We start from the raw sequence: 20857 nt of genomic DNA, 5'->3' as shown, positions 1-20857 counted from the left end.
GGCCTGAATCGGCATGTTTGCGCCGAGGGGTATGCTCGGCTCAAATTCGGGGCTTAATACGCCTGAATGCATCCCTTTCCGGATGGTTATTGCCGTCATGGCAACCCTATTGGCTTGTTTTTGAACCTTAACACCTCAGACAAGCCACCGTGTCCCACAAACGCCGAAAAGCTATTTTCTTATATAAAGTCAGATTCGTGATCACCGGGCTTGTCCAACAACCGGTTCAGATTGTGGTTCGCTTTGCTCACACAATCTAACCTTATTCGTTATGCAGCTGAAAAATAACGCTTTAAAAACAGCCTTTATCGCCCGAAACTATTAGATGGCAGAATAGCCAGATTTAGGTAATAGTTTATTAATCCAAAAGAGAAACCATGAATAGAATAGTACTTATTTCATGCGTAAGCCAAAAGCTGCCGCAAAAAGCAAAAGCAAAAGATTTGTACACAAGTACACTTTTCAAGCTCAACCTGAAATATGCCAAGACCTTGCAACCTGATGGTATCTATATACTTTCAGCAAAATATGGTTTATTAAACTTAGAGCAAGAGATTGAGCCCTATGAGAAAACTTTGAATAAGATGTCAAAGAGTGAAGCTGAACAATGGGCGTGTGATGTTCTTGAACAAATTAAAGGGATCTGCTCTGTGGATGAAACAGAGTTTGTATTCCTGGCTGGAGAGAAATATAGGAAATATCTGCTACCGCACATCGAGAATGCAGAAATCCCACTTAAAGGACTGCGTATCGGAGAACAACTTCAGGAACTCAACAAGAGGTTAACTGCATGAGCATTGAGTGCAAAGACATCCATAAAATAGTTAATGAACTTGAAAGGCATAATTTTCCATTTGATGAATCAAGAATTCCAAGGAATGGGATCTATGTTTTATTTCAGAAGGGTGAATATGGGCATGAGCAAGAACGAATTGTAAGGATTGGTACACACACAGGAAATTGATATGGCTACACTAAACCGGACACACAATTTAAAATAAAGTGAACAGAGAACGTGTGCCCAAAATGAATCAAGAAAAACAAAAAATCTATAGTGCGGAATTCAGAGCGTCAGCCGTTAAACTGGCGAACGAGTCGGACCAGTCGATTGCTCAGACTGCCAAGGATCTCGGCATCAATGTCAATACGTTGCATACCTGGATCAGCAAATATAGCCGGCCCAAAACCAGCGACAAAGCGGTACGCACTGACGAGCATCTTTACGATGAATTAAAGCGGCTGAAGAAAGAGGTCGCTCGACTCACTGAGGAGCGTGATTTGTTAAAAAAGGCGGCGGCGTACTTTGCCAGGGAACAACGGTGAAGTACGCCTGGATCAAGCAACATACGAATGACTTTTCAGTGGATGCGATGTGTCGGTTCCTGAAGGTGTCCCGTAGCGCTTATTATGCCTGGTTACAGCGCGGACAAACAGAGGCCGAGAAAGACGATGCCGCTTTGACGAGCCTCATCCGCACCGAGTTTGACAAAAGCCGGGCGACCTATGGCACTCGGCGCCTGAAGCAGATATTGCTCGGCCATCAGCGGACGGTGAGCCGGCGGCGCATAGGCCGTTTGATGCGGGAAGCCAATCTGGCCTGTAAATCCAAACGCAAATTCAAGGCGACTACGAATTCCCGGCATGATCTACCCATCGCACCGAACCATCTGGACCGTCAATTTACCGTGAATCAACCTAATCAGACTTATGTCGGCGACATCACCTACGTTCATACTCAGGAAGGCTGGCTATATCTGGCGGTGGTGATTGATCTGTTTTCCCGACAAGTGGTCGGTTGGTCGATGGCCGAGCACATGCGGACCAAGCTGGTGAATGATGCGCTCTTGATGGCTATTTGGCAGCGCAAGCCCAACAAAGGCTTGTTATGGCATACTGATCGCGGCAGTCAATATGCCTCGGAAAGCCATCGGGCACTATTAGCCCGCCATGGCGTAAGGCAAAGCATGAGCCGTAAGGGCAACTGCTGGGATAACAGTGTTTCAGAAAGCTTCTTCCATACCTTGAAAACCGAGCTGGTGCATCATCAGACCTATCAAACCAGGGCTGAGGCTAGACAGGCGATATTTGAGTATATTGAAGTCTTTTACAACCGCGAGCGACTCCATTCGGCCAATGGCTATAGGTCGCCCGTGGATTACGAATTGCGGCACAAAGCCGCTTAACCGTGTGTCCGGAAAAGTGTTGACACATCAAATCGATCTGGATCAGGTGTCTTGGCAGATTCAATTCCCAAGCCGTTTCAACCAGTCGCCAGCGTGCTTCGGTTTCATCCATCAGATTGTTATATTGAAACTGCTCACCTAACTTGAAAAAGGCATCCGTTAAAATAATGCCGCCTTGAGCTTTTCTTGCGTCGATAAAAAACGGGTCCGTACATCTTCATTATGGACATAATGAAAAGCATCAATAACATTATTGAAACCATATCGGACCGTTAAATCGATCAACTGAGCATGGGTAATTTTATTAGCGTTGAAGTCTCGGCAGCCATCGAGAAATTTACTATTGGCTGAAGTCCCTTGTTTCTCACAAATAACCAAATGCTCTGAAATATGCTTGGCGAATGGAACGGCCAGTGTGTCTAATGTAATAACCGTCCCGTCTCGATCTTTTAAATCATACAAGGCTTTAGCTAACGCAAATTTGTAAGAAGCGACATTGCGCCCCAATAGAATGATTGAACGCCAGTAATTTTCTAGCGTGGGTTCTATTTCGTAAAACTTGGGCACTGGTGCAATAACGCTATCTTATCAATTAAAATATATATTTTCAGGCAATTAGGGGTTATGGAAGTGTTGTAAATTTATACATGAAACGCCAGTTTATACAGATCTCTCCTGAAAATTTACAAGCAGAGACGTTCGTATTCAGCATCAAGATATTTATCAACAACCTCGACATCCAGGCCACCTTCGCGGTACCAGGATTTAAGCTCTTTTAGCGCAAGGGTGCCAAATCGAGCCCAAGCAATAAGATTACTCCTGAGCATGAATTGGATCATATCTCCGCTAGAGCGAAGTGCTGCGTCAGTCGTATCAACGAGACAAAGCGAACCGTGAGCGATCAACAGCATTCTTCTTAGCTCAGGATTATTGACTGATGGGACGCATTCGCTCCATGGCTGCTTATGGTAGAAGCGCAGCTTAATGACCCACATGATTCGAGTAAGCAATTCAGTCACCAAAACTGGGATACCTAGAGCCATACCATGTCGGAAATCGTACCCTTGTTCGAATACCTGTACAGCAATCTTAGCGAAGGTTTGTTTGTGTTGCCCAAATTCACCTACGTTAATAAATTGAAGTAATGGATAAAAAGGAATCGGGATTCCAGATCCTCGCCCACTCGCACCGGAAGATCCTGCTACATCTGAGAATAGATGTCCCAACCAATTAACAAAGCCTGCAAAAAATTTGGAGATAAAGTTTGAGCCAGTTAGCTCAAATGTTTTGGTTTCAACACTAATGATGTGCCCACCATCAACAAAGTGTGCGGTGCTATTGAACTGATCTAAAATTGAAAAGAAAAGCCCCACTAAATCAGGAGAGTGTCCTAAACTTTTGATATGATGGTTTTTAGTGCTCATGTTGAAAAGGCGGTCTACGTCACCACCGTGGCGATGATCGTAGTTGACCTTAAAATTGGACTCCAAAAATCCAATTGCACTGGCAGTAGGGTCTTTACCTTCGCGAGGTCCCTTCCAGCCATTGAATTTGGCAAATTTCTGAACCGCACTGTCTGTTAAATTATCTGTGAAGTTTGTCAGATGGCCTTGGCCGGGCAGCCCAACAAAAAATATATCAATTAGCCCCCCTATAAGCCCGCATGTGCCGGCTATCATATAATCGTATCTATCGCAGTGTGCGCCTTTAAGTGAAAACTCTTCCTTGATGCGTTTCTCCAGAGCGATTCTCTGGCTGGCACTCATCAAATCTCGGAAAGGGTCATTTCCAAAATCAATGGCATGATGTACAGCATAAGCTTCAACTTTGTCGCGATATTGCTCCCAATCAGTGAATTCGGTTATCTCAATGTTATCGAGTTTGCCAATCGGTTGATGAGTTACGTGTATTTCGCTTTCGCTAACGTGCAGCGTTTTCTCTATCAGGAAGGCATCTTCTTCATCTCGCTCAAACATGATTTCGCATTCACTGACTATTGCGTGAGCCTGAGCCAAAAGACGATCCAATATCTCTTGGTTGCTCCTTAGCTCATCATCCATAGTTTCCAGCGCCCCATGCAGACACCCAAGCTGGTCTTGGGCGCCTTTAAGTTGGTGCTTCTGAACAGTTAATGCATGCGCCTGATCAGTAAACTTCTTCTTTTCTGTCATGGAAGAATCCGGCCAGTTTATCTTTAGCTTTGCCTGCAACGTCGGTAGCGGCTCCTTTGAGTACGTCAGCGACTTTGAAATAGCCGACAACCTCAAAAGCTCTGGCAAGATTTTCCAAGTCTTTGGTTGACTGATTCTTCTTAATCACGAGTTTTTTAATCTCTCTTGCTTCTCCGTCTTTTTCTTCTATGAAGACACGCTCTTCATAGAAGCTCATGATGAAATGATAGAGATCGATTTTAGTAGGCTCATGTGTTAGCGATTTCAACTTGCTTTCATCCAGGTACTGTGCACAGCGCAATTTTGTGGCACTGCTTTGAGCTGAATTTGATTTGCTGGTCAGGACTGTGCCTGCGCCGGTCATCTGGCTCATCAAACTCATTAATTTCTTGATTTGCGCATCTTGTATACCATGAGTCAAAATGAGTTCATTGAGCTTGACCGTGATGAAGTTGATATCCTGGATCAGCAGCGAAATGGTGATCTGAGTCTGCTTGATCACTTCATTAAGCATGAGTTCACGTCGCTTGGAGCGAGTCAGCTCATTAGCGCCAGTAAGCTTACGAACTCCTGCATAAGCGCCAACGCCAATCAGTACCGCTACTCCGATCCCAGTCGCCATAGAGCTCAGCCCCAGCATCCCGCCCATCCCCAAAGAAGCGAGTCCAGAAGTTAAGCCGGCGGCAGACATCCCTACTACGGAACCGGACAGATACACAGCTGCCAATGGCGTACCCACTGCGGCAGCTTTTGAGGAAATTAATTTTAATGCATCGACAATTTGGTCATCCGTAAAGTCGTCTTTAAGCATGTCATGATCGTTCTTAATGACCATTAGCGTGAGATCGACCTCTTCGTCCGTGACTTTTATCAAATGTCTATTCTTTTGAAAGAATGCGAAATCTTGAATGGATGATCCACCCGTGCTGAAGTAGAGGTTGATCATGTCCTTGGTTAAAGAAATATGAAGCGATTTAATCTGCCCAGCTGGGCATTCAGCATCAATTTGTGCAATTAATTGTTCCAAGGGTGTGGCTTTATCAGTAGAGGCCATATAGGCACGCAGGCTGAATCGCGATTCAGTATTGAGCTCCAGTCGTGTCATGAGCAACAGAATCTCAGCAAATTCCTTATCATCGATGACGTCGTCGTTGTCAAAAGCCATATTGATAATAGCTTTGACATAAGCGATTTTGAGCGACTCGTTCATTTCGCTAATTGGAACAAGCTGTTTCTCTTCTTTGTATTCATCAAATTCGCTGATAGCGGTTTGCAATACTTTAGCGAGCTCTCTGTAATCACAATCCAGAAGGCCTTTTATAATAATCTTACTACCATCCTGCCTGGTGATTTCCACAGTAGCTTCAATTTTGTCCTTTTTATTTCCTGTTAATGTTTCTGAATATTCAGCAAGGATGATGGAATTATAAGTAATGCTGATTGGGTCAGAAAATGAAGCGCGGTAAATTACTTGCTCGCCTGTGAATAGCAATCCATCTTTGCCGCTCCCCAATAAAGTGTTGTCGTACAATGCAATTATATTGCTGACATTGCCTGAATAGCCGAAAGATTTTGCAGCATTATTTATTTTTTTTTCGCCGATATCCGGGGCGATAGAGATTCTCTTAGACGAAATAGCACTAAGATTTTCACGAAGATAGACGTTGATATTGCTCATGTTAATTTTCCCTCATAAGTTTAATCCACCGGCTTTAGTCGGTGAGTCCATAAATCAAATCTATCGGCTTTTTGCCGTGATTGTTTAGATTTGGAATTTTCTTGGAGATCATAACTATACACTTTCAAATATATAGTCTATTTACTATTACGTGACTAACAATTATTGGCCATTAGCAACAAATGGAATCCCGGCATTGTAAACTCGAGCGGTTGCCATACATACTTAGCCGTTTTGCTTTTATTCTCAGTTAAATTTGATTCTAAGAATCAAAATAATAAGCCTTGCCGTATGAGATAGTATTAATATTTCCCATTTTTAGCTTCCAATTTTTACAGACTAAGAAATAAATTATATACAAAAAATAAGACAATGGGATTACTTTTGGTCATGTTTGATGCCATTTAATGGAAAATATTTGACGTCGGTTCATAATTCTTGATTATTTATCGTACTAATCAAGAATTGTTTCCTTATCTATTTTTTCCAAATCAATTATTACTCTTCCTTTTGAAAGAAAAATATTAATTGGCCTATAGTATTTATTTGTAATAGTTCAAACTCGATCTGACAGCTACCAAAATTAGTCTCAATTGAGCCTGACATTGACTGGCTGAATGCGGTCCTTTATAGCCACTCGCCTCATATTTCCGAACGACAAAGTACCAGCAGAAAGCGGACAGTCAATCACCTGGAGCCATTCTGATAAAATACCGAGATGAATCATCAGGAAGTTTCTATATCGGTAATATTTATATCCGTTTATCATGATCAAAATGTATGTTATTCCGTTTAGAGATACAAAGGCTTTTAGAAAGCTGTTGTCCTATAGTCACTTTGGTATTTAAGATATGCCGACCTGGATAATCATTTATTATGACGCTAGATTTAGAAGCAAGGCATAGAAGAAGAAATGAGTGAAGAAAAAGTACCGTACAGTAAATGTCTTGATGACGAGCTCGATTGGAAACTTATTGACCAACTCCATTCGGCAGTATCTCAGATCAGTGGGTTTTGCTTTGAAGCTAAAAAGCTTTGTGTGACTGTGCAATTTGTAGTGATCGGCGTCATTGCCACTTTTACAGAGAAAAAACTTGACCATGCGATATTTGTTGCTGGCTTTCTAATACCACTCTGCTTTTGGTTTCTCGATTCTGTAGGCTACTACTATCAGGCAAAGCTTCGTACTTCTATGGAGAAAATTCGTGGGCAAATTGCATCGCGAAACAACAGGAAGACAGTAATTGCCACAGGCGTACCATTTATATCTAAGGAGCGATCTGAGCTAAGTCAAGTTAAAAAGATAAGAGCGGCTAGTTTAAATCACTCAATGTGGTTATATGGGTTAATGATCCTTATAGATCTTGGTATTTGGTGGCTGTACTGTATCGAAGTGATCTCATGAGGCTATTTGTCAGCTACACACGTCGTGATGGTCAGGTTAACGAAGTGATGTTGAGACAATTGAAGTCTTACCTTGCAGAAACCTTTGAGCCATTCATACATGCCGTAGATGAGAAGGATCTTCGGTTTCAGCAGCTTGGGGTGGTCATGGCCTTATTACGATGCCATCTCATTCTTGTTATCGAGTCTCCAGGTATCCAAAACTCTCCGTGGGTCAGATTTGAGTTGGCACTTGGTCGACTGCTTATCCGACCAATTATTAGACTTCCTGTTGAGCTATTGGGTCATTGGCGGCACTGTAACGAAGGATGCGAAAATTTAGTACAGAACCATAATAAGCCAATGCAGCCGACTGTTATCGCGTCGGCTGATTGAGGCGTTGGGCAACTTTGTTACAGCAGCACCCGTTAAGCATTTGAGAGGGTTAATCCAAATGGCGCAAAACGTTGATTCCGAGGTACCGAAATCGTCAGGTACCGCAGCAAGGCTGTGACGCATATCCAGGGTGCTGCTATTTCTTGCAGCGGTTCTCGGGCTTGGCTCTCTGAACGTTCTGACACTGGTCAATGATCAAGCACATACTGCGGGCGTCAGCTTTCTCAAGACGGTTCTTGCTCCTGCACTTGCAGAAGCAACAATGTCGCGCTTGCTAAGTCAAAGCCCAACAGAGAAGTACTCAGCTCTTGAGAAATCTCATAAAGCGCTCGAATCAAAACATGTTCAGCTAAAGAAGATGTCGGCCTTTCGCTCGCAAGTTGTAAAGAATATTTCAATTAGAGTCGCACGTCGTGTAGCAGTAAATGCCGGGAAAAATGTTGCGTCTTATGCTGCGGAGATTGTTCCTGTTGTCGGCGTAGCCACAATCACGGCATTGACAGTTTCTGATCTCTATGACGACTGCCAAACACTTAAAGACTTAAACGAACTAAACGTGACTTTCGAACATGAGACTAGCGATGAAATTACCGTCTGTGGAATTAAGTTTCCTTGAGATCCAGCCAGCCACATTCCCCAAAAGTCGGCGCTGGCGAGACGGCGACGGCAGGCAAGTGTTCGTATCGATGCTCAACCCATCATTCCACCGGACGCTGCGCGATGAAGCCCCGCAGCGTCCGGTGAATTCAGACGTTGAACGGCAGTTTTCTAGATTGCTACTGCCATTCCCTCGAAATTCTTGATCGTCTCTTTTTGGCACTTAGCTGCAGTTCGTCTAACACCCGCTATTAAATATGAACTACTGTAGATCGGGAGCTAAATGAATTTACCTCAACCAATCGTCCCTTTATAAGCCCAACTGCACTAATTCAGCCTTTATTACAACCCTGCGGAACCAACCATGAGGCTGATGGTTTGTCACGCTTCGCATAATCGGCTACAGGGACTGCTTCGCCTGTACGCTTCTCCAGCTCTTCGATGGTGACCAAGTACTCATCCAAGTGCTTTTTGGTTGCATCCTTTATATTAGGCATAATCCAGGCAATGGCACGTTCATCTTGTCCTATACCTCGAATAATGACTTTCCAAAAATAATCCGGCGTTCTGACTCCATGCGAAGCCATAAAGTAATCATCCTTGGCGTTGTCCCCCCAGATTACGCCACCCATCACCAGTAGTTCATCGATATCCCTATAGCACTCGACAATCTCTTCCGTCAGTAACCAAGCCCCACGATTCAGCTGCGAGGTCTGCGGCAGAATGTTGGTCATGTAGTTGGATTGCTTGATGGCTTCCTGGACGGCATCCAGGTGATTAGCAGGTACTTGATGCCCTCTATCATAGCCTCGACTATAAGGTTGGCTACTCAATTGCTGGCATGATGCGGGAATGTCAGGGTCCAGCATAAAACGGTCATAGCGCTTCAGATTGCCGGTATCGCGTTGGGCATTATAGCGAAATTTAATAGGAGCACGTTCTTTACAATCCAGCCAGACCGTAAAACCCTGATAGCCAACTTTAACGATATCATTGAGTCTGGTAACAATTGATGCTGGTGCAGCAATAGATGAATCAGCAGGTGCAGCGGCAGTGTTTTTATCGATGGCTTTACTGTGCTGATGGCAGTGGTATTCACCTGTCTTGCGGTTAGTGTGACAGCCTTCCGCATTTAACCCACCGGGATGAGCATATACAGCAGACGATACTGTAAGAGCTGTTATGAATAGTAAACATTTTTTCATTAATTTTTTTTGCGCAGTTAATAGAAAAATTCCGAACAGGAAATGCACTCTTTTTTGCCTCATTTTCAGAGGATTATGGTTGGTTTATTAGTATAGCTACATAATTGAGCATCAGGTAACAGAGCGAAACAGAGAGTAACAAGAAGTAACAATAGTATGGGTGTTACTAACGATGATGCTTGTATTTAGCATGATTAATGCCTTGCCAGAGGGTGATGATAGATATTCATTATCTGATAAGGCCAAGTAATCAGTATTCGGTATATGGATAACAATCCCTGTTTTACTTGTAAAACACCTGATTTAATCAGGCAGTTTCTCAAATTTATCTCAACGGCTAAAGCAGGGCATTGACTGTTTCAGGTTGATCCGTTGCGGTCTTTCACTCGAATTATTTGAATGGCGATAATTAACCGTGTAGCGGCCAGCTGCTGAGTTTCTGGAGCAAGTCAGTTGGAAACATAAATATTGAAGTTATCTGGATCTGTTTATCGTGAAAATTATGCATGTTATCCCGTTTAGAACTACAACGTTTTCGGAAAAATTGTTCTGATGCTGTGATCCAGTATGTAAAATATGCGGACCTAGAGAATCAATTGTTAGTGCACAATGCTGAGAGAGCCGTGAAGAAAAATAGCTGGAAGATTTACTTGCATTGTCTATAAGTAATTATCCTCGGTCTTGCGTTATACACTCTTTTACTGGTGATGTGACGTCCTTAGTTATATAAAAAGGGTTGTGTCCAACTTATAATGAAAGTAAAAAATTCAGCGATTACATATACCGGATACGACTATCAAACACTGCATGGTGTGAGACTATTGGTAGAGTGGCTGCATAGTCCTACTAGGTTCGTTAGGGCAGCGTTTGAAGCTGACGAGGATAGTAATGAAGCGCCCAAGGGTATTGATGATATTGTTTTAGAGCGGCCAGATGGAATTTACGATTTTTGGCAAGTCAAGTTTAGTCCCTCTCCTGAAAAGAATGAAAACTGCCTCACTTGGGATTGGTTATTAGAGGTTTCAGGAAAGACGAAAAGATCTCGTTCTATCCTCAAAAAACTCTATGATGCTATTGCTGCTGTACCCGCTGAAAAACTTGGTGAGGTTGTTCTTCTAACAAACAAGCGTCCGGATAGGGTTATGGAATCCTGTCTGCATGGCTCAACGATAGACATTAAACTAATTGATGATGACGCGCAAAGGGAGATTATTCGTCAATTGGGAAGTCAAGAAGCTGCGATATCCCTTTTCTTAAAACTGACCATCCAACACAGCGATGGAGATTACCATACGATAAGCCGTGGAGTTCGATCTGAACTTCAAAATTTCTCTGACGATGCGGGCGTTGAAAGACTTATATCTAGGGCCCGTGAGTGGGCGATGTTTAAAAGTAATCCGCCAAAAGATGGTTGGATTTATCTTCATCATGTCAGAGAAGTATTGTCACCAAAAAGGCCAGAACCTATCCCTGAAATATTCTCGGTATCTGAGGATTATTGCCTACCTGATACGGATTTTCATAATAATTTAGTGGCTAAAATCACTGCGTCAGCAGGTGAAGTCATTACGTTAACAGGTAAGCCTGGTGCTGGGAAAAGTACATACTTATCATTTTTGTGCCAAACCTTGGAAGAGCAAGAAATTCCGCTAGTTCGTCACCACTACTTTTTATCGTTAGGCGATACAACCAACGACAGGCTGAGTCCGAGAATTGTTGCGGAGTCCTTGCTGCATCAAATCAATAGCTTTCACAAAGAATCACATGCGGACACGTCTCAACCAGAGAAGTTACGAGATGCGCTATTAGCTTGTGCTAATTACTACAAAAGCAAGGGTAAGCCTTTTGTGGTACTGATAGATGGGCTAGATCATGTTTGGCGAGACAATGCTAAAAATAAAAAGCCATTAGTTGAAACCTTCCGACAGTTGCTACCAGCAACAGATAATTTAGTCATAATTATCGGCACACAACCAGTTGATGATGAATTGCTTCCCGATACAATACTGACTCATTCACCTAAGCATGAATGGCTTTGGCTGCCCGCAATGTCTGGAAACTCGATATACGAGTTTCTAAAACTTCAAATTGAATCTGGTCGGTTGTTCTTGAACAGCCACAAGGATCATTCTGATGAAGAGATCCAGAAAAGTGCCAAAGCCTTGTTGGATATCTCCAATGGCTATCCTCTACATGTAATTTATTCATCTGAATTTCTCATCCATCATGGTCTACCACTTTCTATCTGGCAAATTGAAAAACTTCCGCCATGCTCGGACGGCAATATTATCACTTACTATTCTGAACTGTGGCGTAATCTAAATTACAGACAAAAGGATGTGCTTCACCTTTGCAGTGGCTTTCAATTTGCCTGGCCAAGGCAGGCAATTAGAACTGTTATAAAAGATGAACATGACCATGCGCCTAGTGTTGATGCAGTTGCACATATGCTGTCAGAAGGGATATCTGGAGTAAAGCCCTTCCATGAGAGCTTGGTAGTCTTTGTCCGAAATCAGGAAGAACACCAGGTTCGAGTAAATGCGCTTCTGCCCAGTGTATGTCACTGGCTTAGTTCAGAAGCCCCCATCCATTTAAAAGATAATTGGCTCTGGTCGAGTCTGGCTCGGGTTGGCGACTCTACTCAGTTGCGGCAAGGGGTTACCCGAGATTGGTTACTGGACCGGCTTATTATTGGGATGCCGGTTAAATCATGTATACGATTACTATCCGAAGCAGAAACCTACGCTTTTGATGAACTGGAATACGCAGAAGCCTATCGACATAGGGAGTTGAAAACCAGATTATTCAATGGTCCTGAATTTCAGACCTGGGATCTAATCAGCCTGGAAATATTGTCATTGGTAAGTACTGACGAACCAGCACTAAACGAAATAATTTCAGGACAAAACGAATACTCTCCAATCAAACTATCTGTATTAGCTACTGCATTGTGGTATCGAGGGCAGCTTGAGCAAGCTAAAGTCATAGCTAGGAAGGCTATCGAGCGTTATCGAACTAAAACGAAACTTTTGTCTTCCAGGCACTCGCAAGACGATGAAGTTGAAGCTGTTGCACTAATTAAAGCCGGCGTGTTAACTGATAGTCTCAACTACAATGCGATTTTTGAAAAAGGAAATTTCTCCAATTGGCCAGATGGATACATAAACAGCTTTGTAAAAGCGTGCCGTATAAAACATGATCTTGATTTGCTGATGAGAGCCAGAAGCAGTTTGCTCAGTAACTCAAATCATGCAGGTCAAATAGAACTTGATGCAATTAGGTTAAGCATTATCGAAGAGGCTGATATTACCTGTCGGCCTGAATACAGATATTTTTTCTCACAGAAGTTATCTCATTTTTTGGATACTTTTGCTAAAAAACGATTCTCGAGTGTCACCACTCATTATTTTGATGGGCAATCGATACCAACTTTTAAGGTAGAGACCACTGACAATTATCATGGATGGTTTTTCGCTTCTCTTTGTATCAGGTTAAATGCGACGGGGGATTACTGTTGGTTGCCCGTAAGTGCAACGTCAGATAGAGCTAACGCATCAGCACATTATGATTTACTTAATGAGCTTGTGGACTGTGTTGCAAACGAGTTATTGGCCGGCAACACATTAACCTTTGATTTGGTTTGTTCGCTGTTTCCATCGGAGCCCATTTTAGATGAAATCCAATGGGAAACACGCAGAGCCGATATATATTTAAAACGAGACTGGATTGAAATTGCGGCAGACTGTCATTTGATAACAACCAGATCGGCAATAACTCGTGATCAATTAAAACATTCTGTTGATACTGGCGTGTTTAGAATTGGCTGGCTAAGGCTATGGTATAAAGAACTTGGGTTTAAGCTATTGAGTGATGATGCAACAGAGCTGCTAATAACGCTTGAAATTGATCGGCAGTTAAACGAGCTAGAAGAAACAATCGAAAACTCAAATGCGTACCTCGAACTTGCTCAAATAGCATTTCAACATAACCAATCAGTTCTTTTTGAAAAATGCTTGAGAAAAACATGGGACTTTGTGCTCGGTTACGGACATCATAAAGATCCAACTATCTTTCATGTTTTGAGATCCGTGGAATACCTTTCTGCTGCTGACCCAGATTCTGCGCTTACGATTCTAGAGCGAATATCACCAATCGTTTTCAATATATCCAAGTTTACCGACGGAGATGAAACCAGACACTCGAAGCATTCCATCTCATCATTATTGGCAAGATTAAACCCTCAAACTGCTGCATCTATATATGGGCAAGAGCTCAGAGATGGCGAATGGTATTATGCTGAAGAGACAATTCTGAGACTGCTTGAAAGGTGTGACTTTGCTTCTCCCATTACGAAGCGCTTATACCTTACAGGATTACATTCCAGTTGCTATCAGATACTCAGGGATCAGCTCGAACAGGCAAATCTATATGCTATTCAAGTGGCTGATGAAATAGAGGATCTGCTAGGTATTAAAGTTCAAAGCTTGGACGAGGAAACGCGCTCAAAAACTGATGAAATCGATGAAAAAATAACATTGCAACCATCGGACTATCCGCCAGAAAAGTTCGAAGAGCTAATAGAAGCTCTAAATGGAAAATTTAGTACCGGTAATTTTTGGAAAAATTGGTACACGTATTGGGTCGAACTGGGCCAGGAATCTGAATTGTTACAACAATTGATTCCACATGTCCCAACATTCTTTGATCGTTATGATGATAAACGACACTTGTTAGATTTACTTTTCTTCAGTCAGAGGAAGCTAAGTGGTAAAGCCAAAGCCTTTGATTTATTGGTTGCAGCTCACAATGCGATGAATGGTTGGTCTGATTGGTATGAAAGTGAAGAAAACAGCATCAAACGACTCAGAATAGTTGCAGAACAATACGCCAATAAGACTGACGACTTTATAAAGATAACAACATCACAACCGGATCGCTGGAACGATAAGTTTGGGAGCTTAATAATCCCAAATAACAAGCTGGTATTCTTACTTGCTCATAGCGGTAGAAAAGAAGAGGCTCTTCAGCTGACATTAGCAATGGTTGAAAGCCTAGAAGACAGTGTGCGCAATCTTCATCTGGCAAAACCAGCCTGGGATTGGCGCCGAGATGACTCTATCGAAGAGGCTTTAGCTAAGGTTTTCGTTTCAAGACTAAAACTGCCAGTGCCTACAAACAAATTGTGGGTAATAGAGCAGATTTCGCAGCTGATACTCGATCATCACCCTAAAATAGAAGATCTACTAATCGAGGACCTTGCTAGCAGAAAGCAAGAGTCAGAATGCGTGGAAGTGCTATGCGTATTCCTTGTTGCTAAATGTAAGGGGTATGCACCCCCAAATGATTTAGGCCGTCATATCAACGCAAGGTCTACACTTTCTGATTTGATCCTGTCGAACTTAGTGTCAAATCCAAAAGATTTCGGATCGTATGCTTATCCATTTGAGTCCGTTATTTGTTTAGATGGTGACAATCATCGTTTCGCCTATTACCAGGGAAGCCATGTTCCTTTGCTGTACAATTCATGGCTCAAGAAAGAAGAGCAAAGAACCGGTTTTCCTTTTACCTACCACTACCAGAATGAATGGAATAATACGTTCGCATATCAGCCCGCTTCAGAAACAAACATTGACTACTTTTTTAGTGGAGATAGACAAAGAACTACCGGACAGTTTTATACACAAGCAAGTCATCGTGGTCGTTCCGCGTATTTGCGAACGATAGAGATGGCCAAGCAATTCTATGGAATGCCAGACTCCTATGCTTCTCATTTATCAATACCAGCTTTGCCTATCGAGCCAGCATACATTGGGTTGATCTCTCAGAAACCTGCATGGTTGCCTGATTGGAAAGGCGAAATGATCCCAGATGTGGATAACCTGATTCAATTCGTTAAAGAGATCTTGGTAGGTTTTTCTGAAGCGAATGCTTCACTTGAGCTATTGGCACTTTCAGTACCTATAAAGCTTGATAATAACAGGTGGATTGATTTGACGCTTGTAAAGGCGGTAACTGATGAGGCGTTAGAGCCTAGTGTCGAGATAGAGGAACGCTCTGGCTGTGTTTGTGTAGGCTCTCTTCTTGAGGAAAAATTGTCCTATGAGTTTGATGAGAAGAGCAAATCTGAGGCAATTGTTTTAGCTATCACGCCATATCCATTCATGAGATATGGTCATTGGCACTCTGATCTTGAATCACGAGGTTTTTACATTCCCAATTGTAATATTGATGGCAAAAACGTAACCGCTTCATCCATGAATGGCCTATTTTGTTATTCAGTTGATGGCACCAATATTGGTTTCTCTTCATTTTGGTATAACTATTGGCAGCCTATTCACCCCAAAGGCATCCGCTCTCTTTGTGGAACGTTTACTGCTGTTGAGAAGAATAATTACCCTAAATGGTTGCAGTTAGAGAAGAAGAGCAAACAATTATTTGCATGCAAAGCCACAATACTAATATCAGAAGATTCATACAGAGAGTTTGAGCCAGAGGCTCATGAGTTTCGTGTTTCATTTAGTAGCTAACATGACACCTTTCAAGATGGATATACATAGCCAATTTTTAATCATGAAGGTGAATAAATTGCAGCTTGCCTGTCGTTTAAGGTAAAAATCCTTGCAACTCGCAAATTTATTGTAGCGAAGCAAGTTTCGTGGTAAATATGCGGTTAACTATCTAATTACTTGCGATATCACAGCTCAAGCGCATCGCTCTTGGAATTCTTTATGGCACTTCAGGGATTCGATCTAACACTGTCACGCTTCGGGCTAGAAAATCTAAAAAACGGCCTTGACCTACAAGTCACCAAAAGCGGCGACATTGCAATCACTCGAGACGGCGATCTTCAGCTCGGAAAACCATGTGCTAACGGCATGTTCAGATTCATCGAACGCTGGCGCCAGAGCGAGTGCACAATAACAGAGTTGTACACGCCAATGGCACATGCAGCAACAAGTTTCGAAAGTCTGTCTGCGGCAAGAGATCGAGGCGAAGGGCCTGCGCTCTGGCAGAACCCGCAGGCTTATCACGAGGTAACCGATTCCATTATCGAATCACAACTGGTGGCTTCAACACTTGCAGGTTCAATCGCCGTCATTCTGAACAGCCTCTTTCACCGGTTAAAGCTCGATCTCAACGCTTCCGAAGATGAGTGGCGGCTTGCCACACCGGCATTCTCCGGCTTTTCATTAGGTGAAATATTCGCAGCAGCTGCCGCTAATTTTCGGCACTATGATGAGTGGGCTGCGGCCAAGTCTCCATCGGCGCAGCAGCTTGTTTCCATGAAGGTTCTCTGCGGATTACTGAACATGCCCATCAAAACAGCAAAAGGGTTCCCAACAATTCGAACCAACGTATGTGGGAGCGTACTCATGCTGATTAGCCAAGGCTCCATCGAGACTCTTCATCAGATCACTGTTAGCTATGCGAAGTCGCTCGCCAAGTACAAGTAAACAAATCGCCGTGCACGTGCGATGACACCTAACGAATAAGGTTAGATTGTGAGAGCGAAGCGAACCATAATCTGAACCGTTTGTTGGACAAGCCCGGCCCTGCTAAGCGGTGGTAAAAAAACTGGGATGTATGGACTAAAAGTAAGGCTTGACAGCCTATGATATTTGGGATATTTAGAAAATATCTTTTTTGAGATGAGTTTGTAAGAAAATCAACGTGTTGTATATTTGGCATTTGTGTGTAATTTCCATGCAGTGAAGTGTACCTCGACGCCTTGGTTTAAACAAGATGCAAATTAATGCTTGAATCGAGTCAATTCGTTTATGACTGTTACAGTCATAATTATGGCTATGCTCTTTTGGCGTTGTCTAAGCCCACTTTCTCCGCGTTAGCGGCTTCGTCCAACCAGTCAATCAACTCGACACCGGAAAGCTTACGGCCCGTTCATGCCTCAGCAGTTGCGCGGGTTATTGAATCGTTATGCCTCAAAAGTAAGCGTCCAGTCGTTCCACCTGTGCTAACGCCGCCAAAACAGTCATCCTTATTATTTTTTAACGAGGATGAGCAATGGCCTTATCAAAACAGTGGCTCGATCATATCGAAGCCTGGCACCGTAGCGGTTTAAAGCAGTCGGCGTATTGCCGGCAGCACGGCCTGGATACCCATACGTTCGCCGCCCGACTATCGGATTACCGAAAGCGCGAGCGGATGTCGCCGCCGACCTTGATCCCGGTCCAGGTTCAAAGCGCAACAGCGCATGCCGAATGTCTGGTGTTGCAGTGCGGCCAAGGCCATCGCCTGGAACTGCCGCCGACCATTTCAGCCGTCTGGCTGGCGGAGCTGCTGCGATGCCTGGCTTGATCGAAGCCCCGCCACAGATTTGGCTGGCCGTCGAGCCGGTGGATCTGCGCCGGGGCATTGACGGCCTGTCGGCCATCGTGCAGCAGGCGTTGGAGCAGGCGCCGTGCGCGGGCTCGGCGTTCGTGTTCCGCAACCGGGCGGGCAATCGCCTGAAACTGCTGCTGTGGGACGGTAACGGCGTCTGGTTGTGCCAGCGGCGGCTGCATCGCGGCCATTTCATCTGGCCCCGGGATGGCGACCGCTGTTTCTCGATCAGTCAGGCGCAATGGCAGTGGCTGATCGCCGGCGTGGACTGGCAGCGGTTGTCGGTTTTGCCGCCGGCCGATTGGCAGGTCTGAAAGGCCGGGTAAAATGACCTGAAACCCAGTAAAAACAAGGCATGCAGCGGTTTTTCAGGGTATAATGTCGGCCATGAATCCGCTCGCCGAACTCGATCAATTGAACCTCGACCCCGCCGCCAAAACGCAGGTGGCGGCCGTCGTGCAGGCGCTGCTCGAGCAGGCCAATCAGTCTGTCGCGCAGCTGCAAGCCAAGGATGCCGAACTGCAAGCCAAGAACGCCGAGATCGAGCAAAAGGACTTCAAGATCCAGGCCCTGACCCTGGAGCTGGCGCATATCCGGCGGATCCGCTACGGCGTCAAAAGCGAGGCCCTGGCGCCGTTGCAACGCGATGTGTTCGAGGAAACCTGGAACACTGACCTGCCCGCCATCGAAGCCGAAATCGAGCAACTCGCCGATACCTCGCCCGGCACGACCGTGGCCAAGCCCAAACGGCCGCGTGCCGGCCGCCAGCCGTTGCCGGCGCATCTGCCGCGCATCGAGCACCGCCACGAACCGGACCGCTGCACGTGCGGGCAGTGCGGCCAGACGCTGGTCAAGATCGGCGAGGATGTCACCGAACAACTCGACGTCGAGCCTGCCAAATTCTTCGTGCATCGCCACATCCGTCCCCAATACGCCTGCCGCGCTTGCGAGACCGTGACGGCGGCGCCGATCCCACCGGCCGTGATCGACGGCGGCCTGGCGGCCGTCGGCCTGTTGGCCTGGGTGCTGATCGGCAAATACGCCGACCACCTGCCGCTGTACCGACTGGAGCAGATCGCCGCCCGTGACCAGGTCAGCCTGTCCCGCTCGACCTTGGCCGACTGGGTCGGCCGCGTGGGCGTGGCGCTGCAGCCGCTGGTCGACCGGTTGACCTGGCATCTGCTGCAAGGCAACAGCCTGCATGCCGATGAGACGCCGGTGGCGCAACTGGACCCCGGTCAGGGCAAGACTCGCAAGGCGTATCTGTGGGCTTATCGCAGCAACGACCTGGCGCCGGGGCCGCACATCATCGTCTTCGATTATCAGCCGGGACGCAGCGGTGCGCATGCGCGGCAGTTCCTGGGCGCCTGGCAAGGCCATCTGCTGGTCGATGACTATGGCGGCTATAAAGCCCTGTTCGCCGGCGACAGCCAGACGGCCTGTATCGAACTGGGCTGTTGGGCGCATGTCCGTCGCAAGTTCTTCGACCTGCATAAGGCCAATGGCAGCCCTATGGCGCTGGCCGCCCTGGAGCATATCGGCCTGCTGTATGCCGTTGAGGCGGCAGGCCGGGGCCTGGACAGCGAAGCCCGAAAGCAACTGCGCGTAGATCGAAGCCAGCCTGTGCTTGAGGCCTTGCATGACTGGCTGCACCAAACCCGTCTTCGCACGGCGCCCAATACCGGCGCCGCCAAAGCCATCGACTACGCCCTGAAGCGCTGGCCGGCACTGGTCCGCTATGCCGAAACCGGTGACCTGCCGATCGATAATAACCCGGTGGAGAACAGCATCCGGCCTATCGCCCTGGGTAAGAATTATGCTCAGTTCGTTATTATGCGGAGTAATTATCGGAAACCGGCAGCGCGTCTGGTTTCCCGCGCTGCCGGCTTGGCATAATTTACAGACTTTCCAGGAACTTCAGAAGATCATCTGATGGGCGGTAGCGCACCTGCCTGCTATCTGGCGGTAGTGCTATGGTGGCCAGAGCCCGCTCCTTCATGGAGAGATCGGCCTCAATGTAACCGTGAGTGGTCACAGGGCTTTCATGACCCAGCCATAAAGCGATGACCGTAATGTCTATGCCTGCTTGCAGTAAGTGCATGGCCGTCGTATGACGCAGTGTATGCGGCGACACTTTGCGACTTTGCAGCGAAGCGCATTGCTTCGCCGCCGTGCCCATAGCCAGCTCAATCCGTTCGGCTACATTCGAGCGTGTCATGGGTAAGCCCATGCGAGTGGGCACTAAAGGCTGCTCCGGTTTCAAGTTGGCATACAGCAGCCAATGACGGACTTTGCAGGCAGTCTCTTTCCACAGTGGCACGGTGCGTTGCTTGCGACCCTTGCCATGCAGGCGCACGGAAGGGGTCGGCGTTAGCGTCACATCAGCCACGTTGATACCAATCAGCTCAGACACCCGTGCACCGGTGTTGTAGAGCAGTGTTAGCAAGAGGCGATCGCGCTGGCCACACCAGGTGCTGCCGTCGGGAGCGGCGAGCAGAGCTTGAATTTCCTCGCGAGAAAGAAAGCCGAGCAAAGGTTTTTCAAAGCGTTTCATCGGAATCGCCTGAATCTGCTGGGCAAGTTGTAGCGCCGGCGGACATTGCAAGGCCACATAATGGGCAAAAGCGCGTATCGTAGCCAGTCGCGCATTGCGGGTGCGCACCGTGTTATGGCGTTCGAATTCCAGGTAGGCAAGAAAGTTAACAACCAACGGCGCATCAAAGTCGATCAGAGCAAGCCGGGTTGGCGACTTGCCCTTTTCACGTTCGGCGTATTTCAGCAGCAACCGAAAGGTATCCCGGTAAGCGGCGATGGTTCTGGGACTCGCATGCCGCTGTTGCAATAACCGTTCTGTAAAGAAGCGCTGAAGCAAGGCGGCAAATTCGGCGGGATTAGTCAGCAAAC

General features: G+C 45.7%; 15 protein-coding genes. 10 read left to right on the top strand and 5 right to left on the bottom strand.

Annotated elements, in window-relative coordinates; translation table 11 throughout:
* Positions 1 to 377 precede the first annotated feature (377 nt).
* The 3 genes from EK22_RS19630 to EK22_RS19620 all read left to right on the top strand — a co-directional run bounded on the left by EK22_RS19630 (position 378) and on the right by EK22_RS19620 (position 2183).
* Positions 378 to 794 carry a DUF6884 domain-containing protein gene (locus EK22_RS19630; protein WP_036253843.1) on the top strand — a complete coding sequence of 139 codons (417 nt, stop codon included), beginning with the start codon at positions 378 to 380 and terminating at the stop codon, positions 792 to 794.
* 232 nt (positions 795 to 1026) lie between these two features.
* A complete protein-coding gene (locus EK22_RS19625) occupies positions 1027 to 1323 on the top strand; it encodes a transposase (protein WP_027147380.1) in 297 nt (98 codons plus the stop codon).
* Complete coding sequence (locus EK22_RS19620) at positions 1320 to 2183, top strand: IS3 family transposase (protein ID WP_036253840.1); 864 nt, start codon at positions 1320 to 1322, stop codon at positions 2181 to 2183. The genes EK22_RS19625 and EK22_RS19620 overlap by 4 nt, the downstream gene beginning before the upstream one ends.
* A gap of 159 nt (positions 2184 to 2342) precedes the next feature.
* Here the strand turns inward: EK22_RS19620 and EK22_RS19615 are convergent, their stop codons facing one another.
* The 3 genes from EK22_RS19615 to EK22_RS19605 all read right to left on the bottom strand — a co-directional run bounded on the left by EK22_RS19615 (position 2343) and on the right by EK22_RS19605 (position 6032).
* Positions 2343 to 2750 carry a hypothetical protein gene (locus EK22_RS19615; protein WP_051961987.1) on the bottom strand — a complete coding sequence of 136 codons (408 nt, stop codon included), beginning with the start codon at positions 2748 to 2750 and terminating at the stop codon, positions 2343 to 2345.
* Between the two features lie 116 nt (positions 2751 to 2866).
* Entirely contained in the window at positions 2867 to 4354 is a 1488-nt protein-coding gene (locus EK22_RS19610; protein ID WP_036253837.1) for a hypothetical protein, read from the bottom strand.
* Positions 4329 to 6032 (bottom strand): hypothetical protein, encoded by a 1704-nt coding sequence (locus tag EK22_RS19605; RefSeq protein ID WP_036253834.1) that lies wholly within the window; start codon positions 6030 to 6032, stop codon positions 4329 to 4331. The genes EK22_RS19610 and EK22_RS19605 overlap by 26 nt, the downstream gene beginning before the upstream one ends.
* A gap of 913 nt (positions 6033 to 6945) precedes the next feature.
* On the opposite strand from EK22_RS19605, the gene EK22_RS23315 reads away from it, so the two are divergent.
* Together EK22_RS23315 and EK22_RS19590 are read left to right on the top strand one after the other, a co-directional pair.
* Positions 6946 to 7437, top strand: a complete 492-nt coding sequence (locus EK22_RS23315; protein ID WP_051961986.1) for a hypothetical protein — start codon at positions 6946 to 6948, stop codon at positions 7435 to 7437.
* Positions 7438 to 7941: 504 nt separating this feature from the next.
* Complete coding sequence (locus EK22_RS19590) at positions 7942 to 8427, top strand: hypothetical protein (RefSeq protein WP_036253829.1); 486 nt, start codon at positions 7942 to 7944, stop codon at positions 8425 to 8427.
* A gap of 313 nt (positions 8428 to 8740) precedes the next feature.
* Here EK22_RS19590 and EK22_RS19585 read toward each other — a convergent pair whose 3' ends face one another.
* The gene (locus EK22_RS19585) at positions 8741 to 9661 is read right to left on the bottom strand and encodes a DNA/RNA non-specific endonuclease (protein ID WP_051961985.1); all 921 of its coding nucleotides are present in this window, start codon (positions 9659 to 9661) and stop codon (positions 8741 to 8743) included.
* A 704-nt stretch (positions 9662 to 10365) separates the two neighbouring features.
* Between EK22_RS19585 and EK22_RS19580 the strand changes: the two genes are divergently transcribed.
* The 5 genes from EK22_RS19580 (at position 10366) to EK22_RS19560 (ending at position 19849) form a co-directional block, all read left to right on the top strand.
* Entirely contained in the window at positions 10366 to 16140 is a 5775-nt protein-coding gene (locus EK22_RS19580) for an ATP-binding protein (protein ID WP_036253828.1), read from the top strand.
* A gap of 201 nt (positions 16141 to 16341) precedes the next feature.
* Positions 16342 to 17067 carry a hypothetical protein gene (locus tag EK22_RS19575; RefSeq protein ID WP_161786476.1) on the top strand — a complete coding sequence of 242 codons (726 nt, stop codon included), beginning with the start codon at positions 16342 to 16344 and terminating at the stop codon, positions 17065 to 17067.
* A 568-nt stretch (positions 17068 to 17635) separates the two neighbouring features.
* A complete protein-coding gene (locus EK22_RS19570; RefSeq protein ID WP_020161432.1) occupies positions 17636 to 17929 on the top strand; it encodes an IS66 family insertion sequence element accessory protein TnpA in 294 nt (97 codons plus the stop codon).
* Positions 17917 to 18267, top strand: a complete 351-nt coding sequence (gene tnpB, locus EK22_RS19565; protein ID WP_036253822.1) for an IS66 family insertion sequence element accessory protein TnpB — start codon at positions 17917 to 17919, stop codon at positions 18265 to 18267. The genes EK22_RS19570 and tnpB overlap by 13 nt, the downstream gene beginning before the upstream one ends.
* 73 nt (positions 18268 to 18340) lie before the next feature.
* The gene (locus tag EK22_RS19560; RefSeq protein WP_369798233.1) at positions 18341 to 19849 is read left to right on the top strand and encodes an IS66 family transposase; all 1509 of its coding nucleotides are present in this window, start codon (positions 18341 to 18343) and stop codon (positions 19847 to 19849) included.
* 1 nt (position 19850) lies between these two features.
* On the opposite strand, the gene EK22_RS19555 is transcribed toward EK22_RS19560, so the two are convergent.
* Positions 19851 to 20855 carry a tyrosine-type recombinase/integrase gene (locus tag EK22_RS19555; RefSeq protein ID WP_200882630.1) on the bottom strand — a complete coding sequence of 335 codons (1005 nt, stop codon included), beginning with the start codon at positions 20853 to 20855 and terminating at the stop codon, positions 19851 to 19853.
* Between the last annotated feature and the right edge of the window lie 2 nt (positions 20856 to 20857).

The sequence above is a fragment of the Methylobacter sp. BBA5.1 genome, assembly GCF_000746145.1.
In the GTDB taxonomy this organism is placed as follows: domain Bacteria; phylum Pseudomonadota; class Gammaproteobacteria; order Methylococcales; family Methylomonadaceae; genus Methylobacter; species Methylobacter marinus.
Note: the sequence above shows the minus strand (reverse complement) of the source record. Positions and strands in the feature narration are given on the sequence as shown.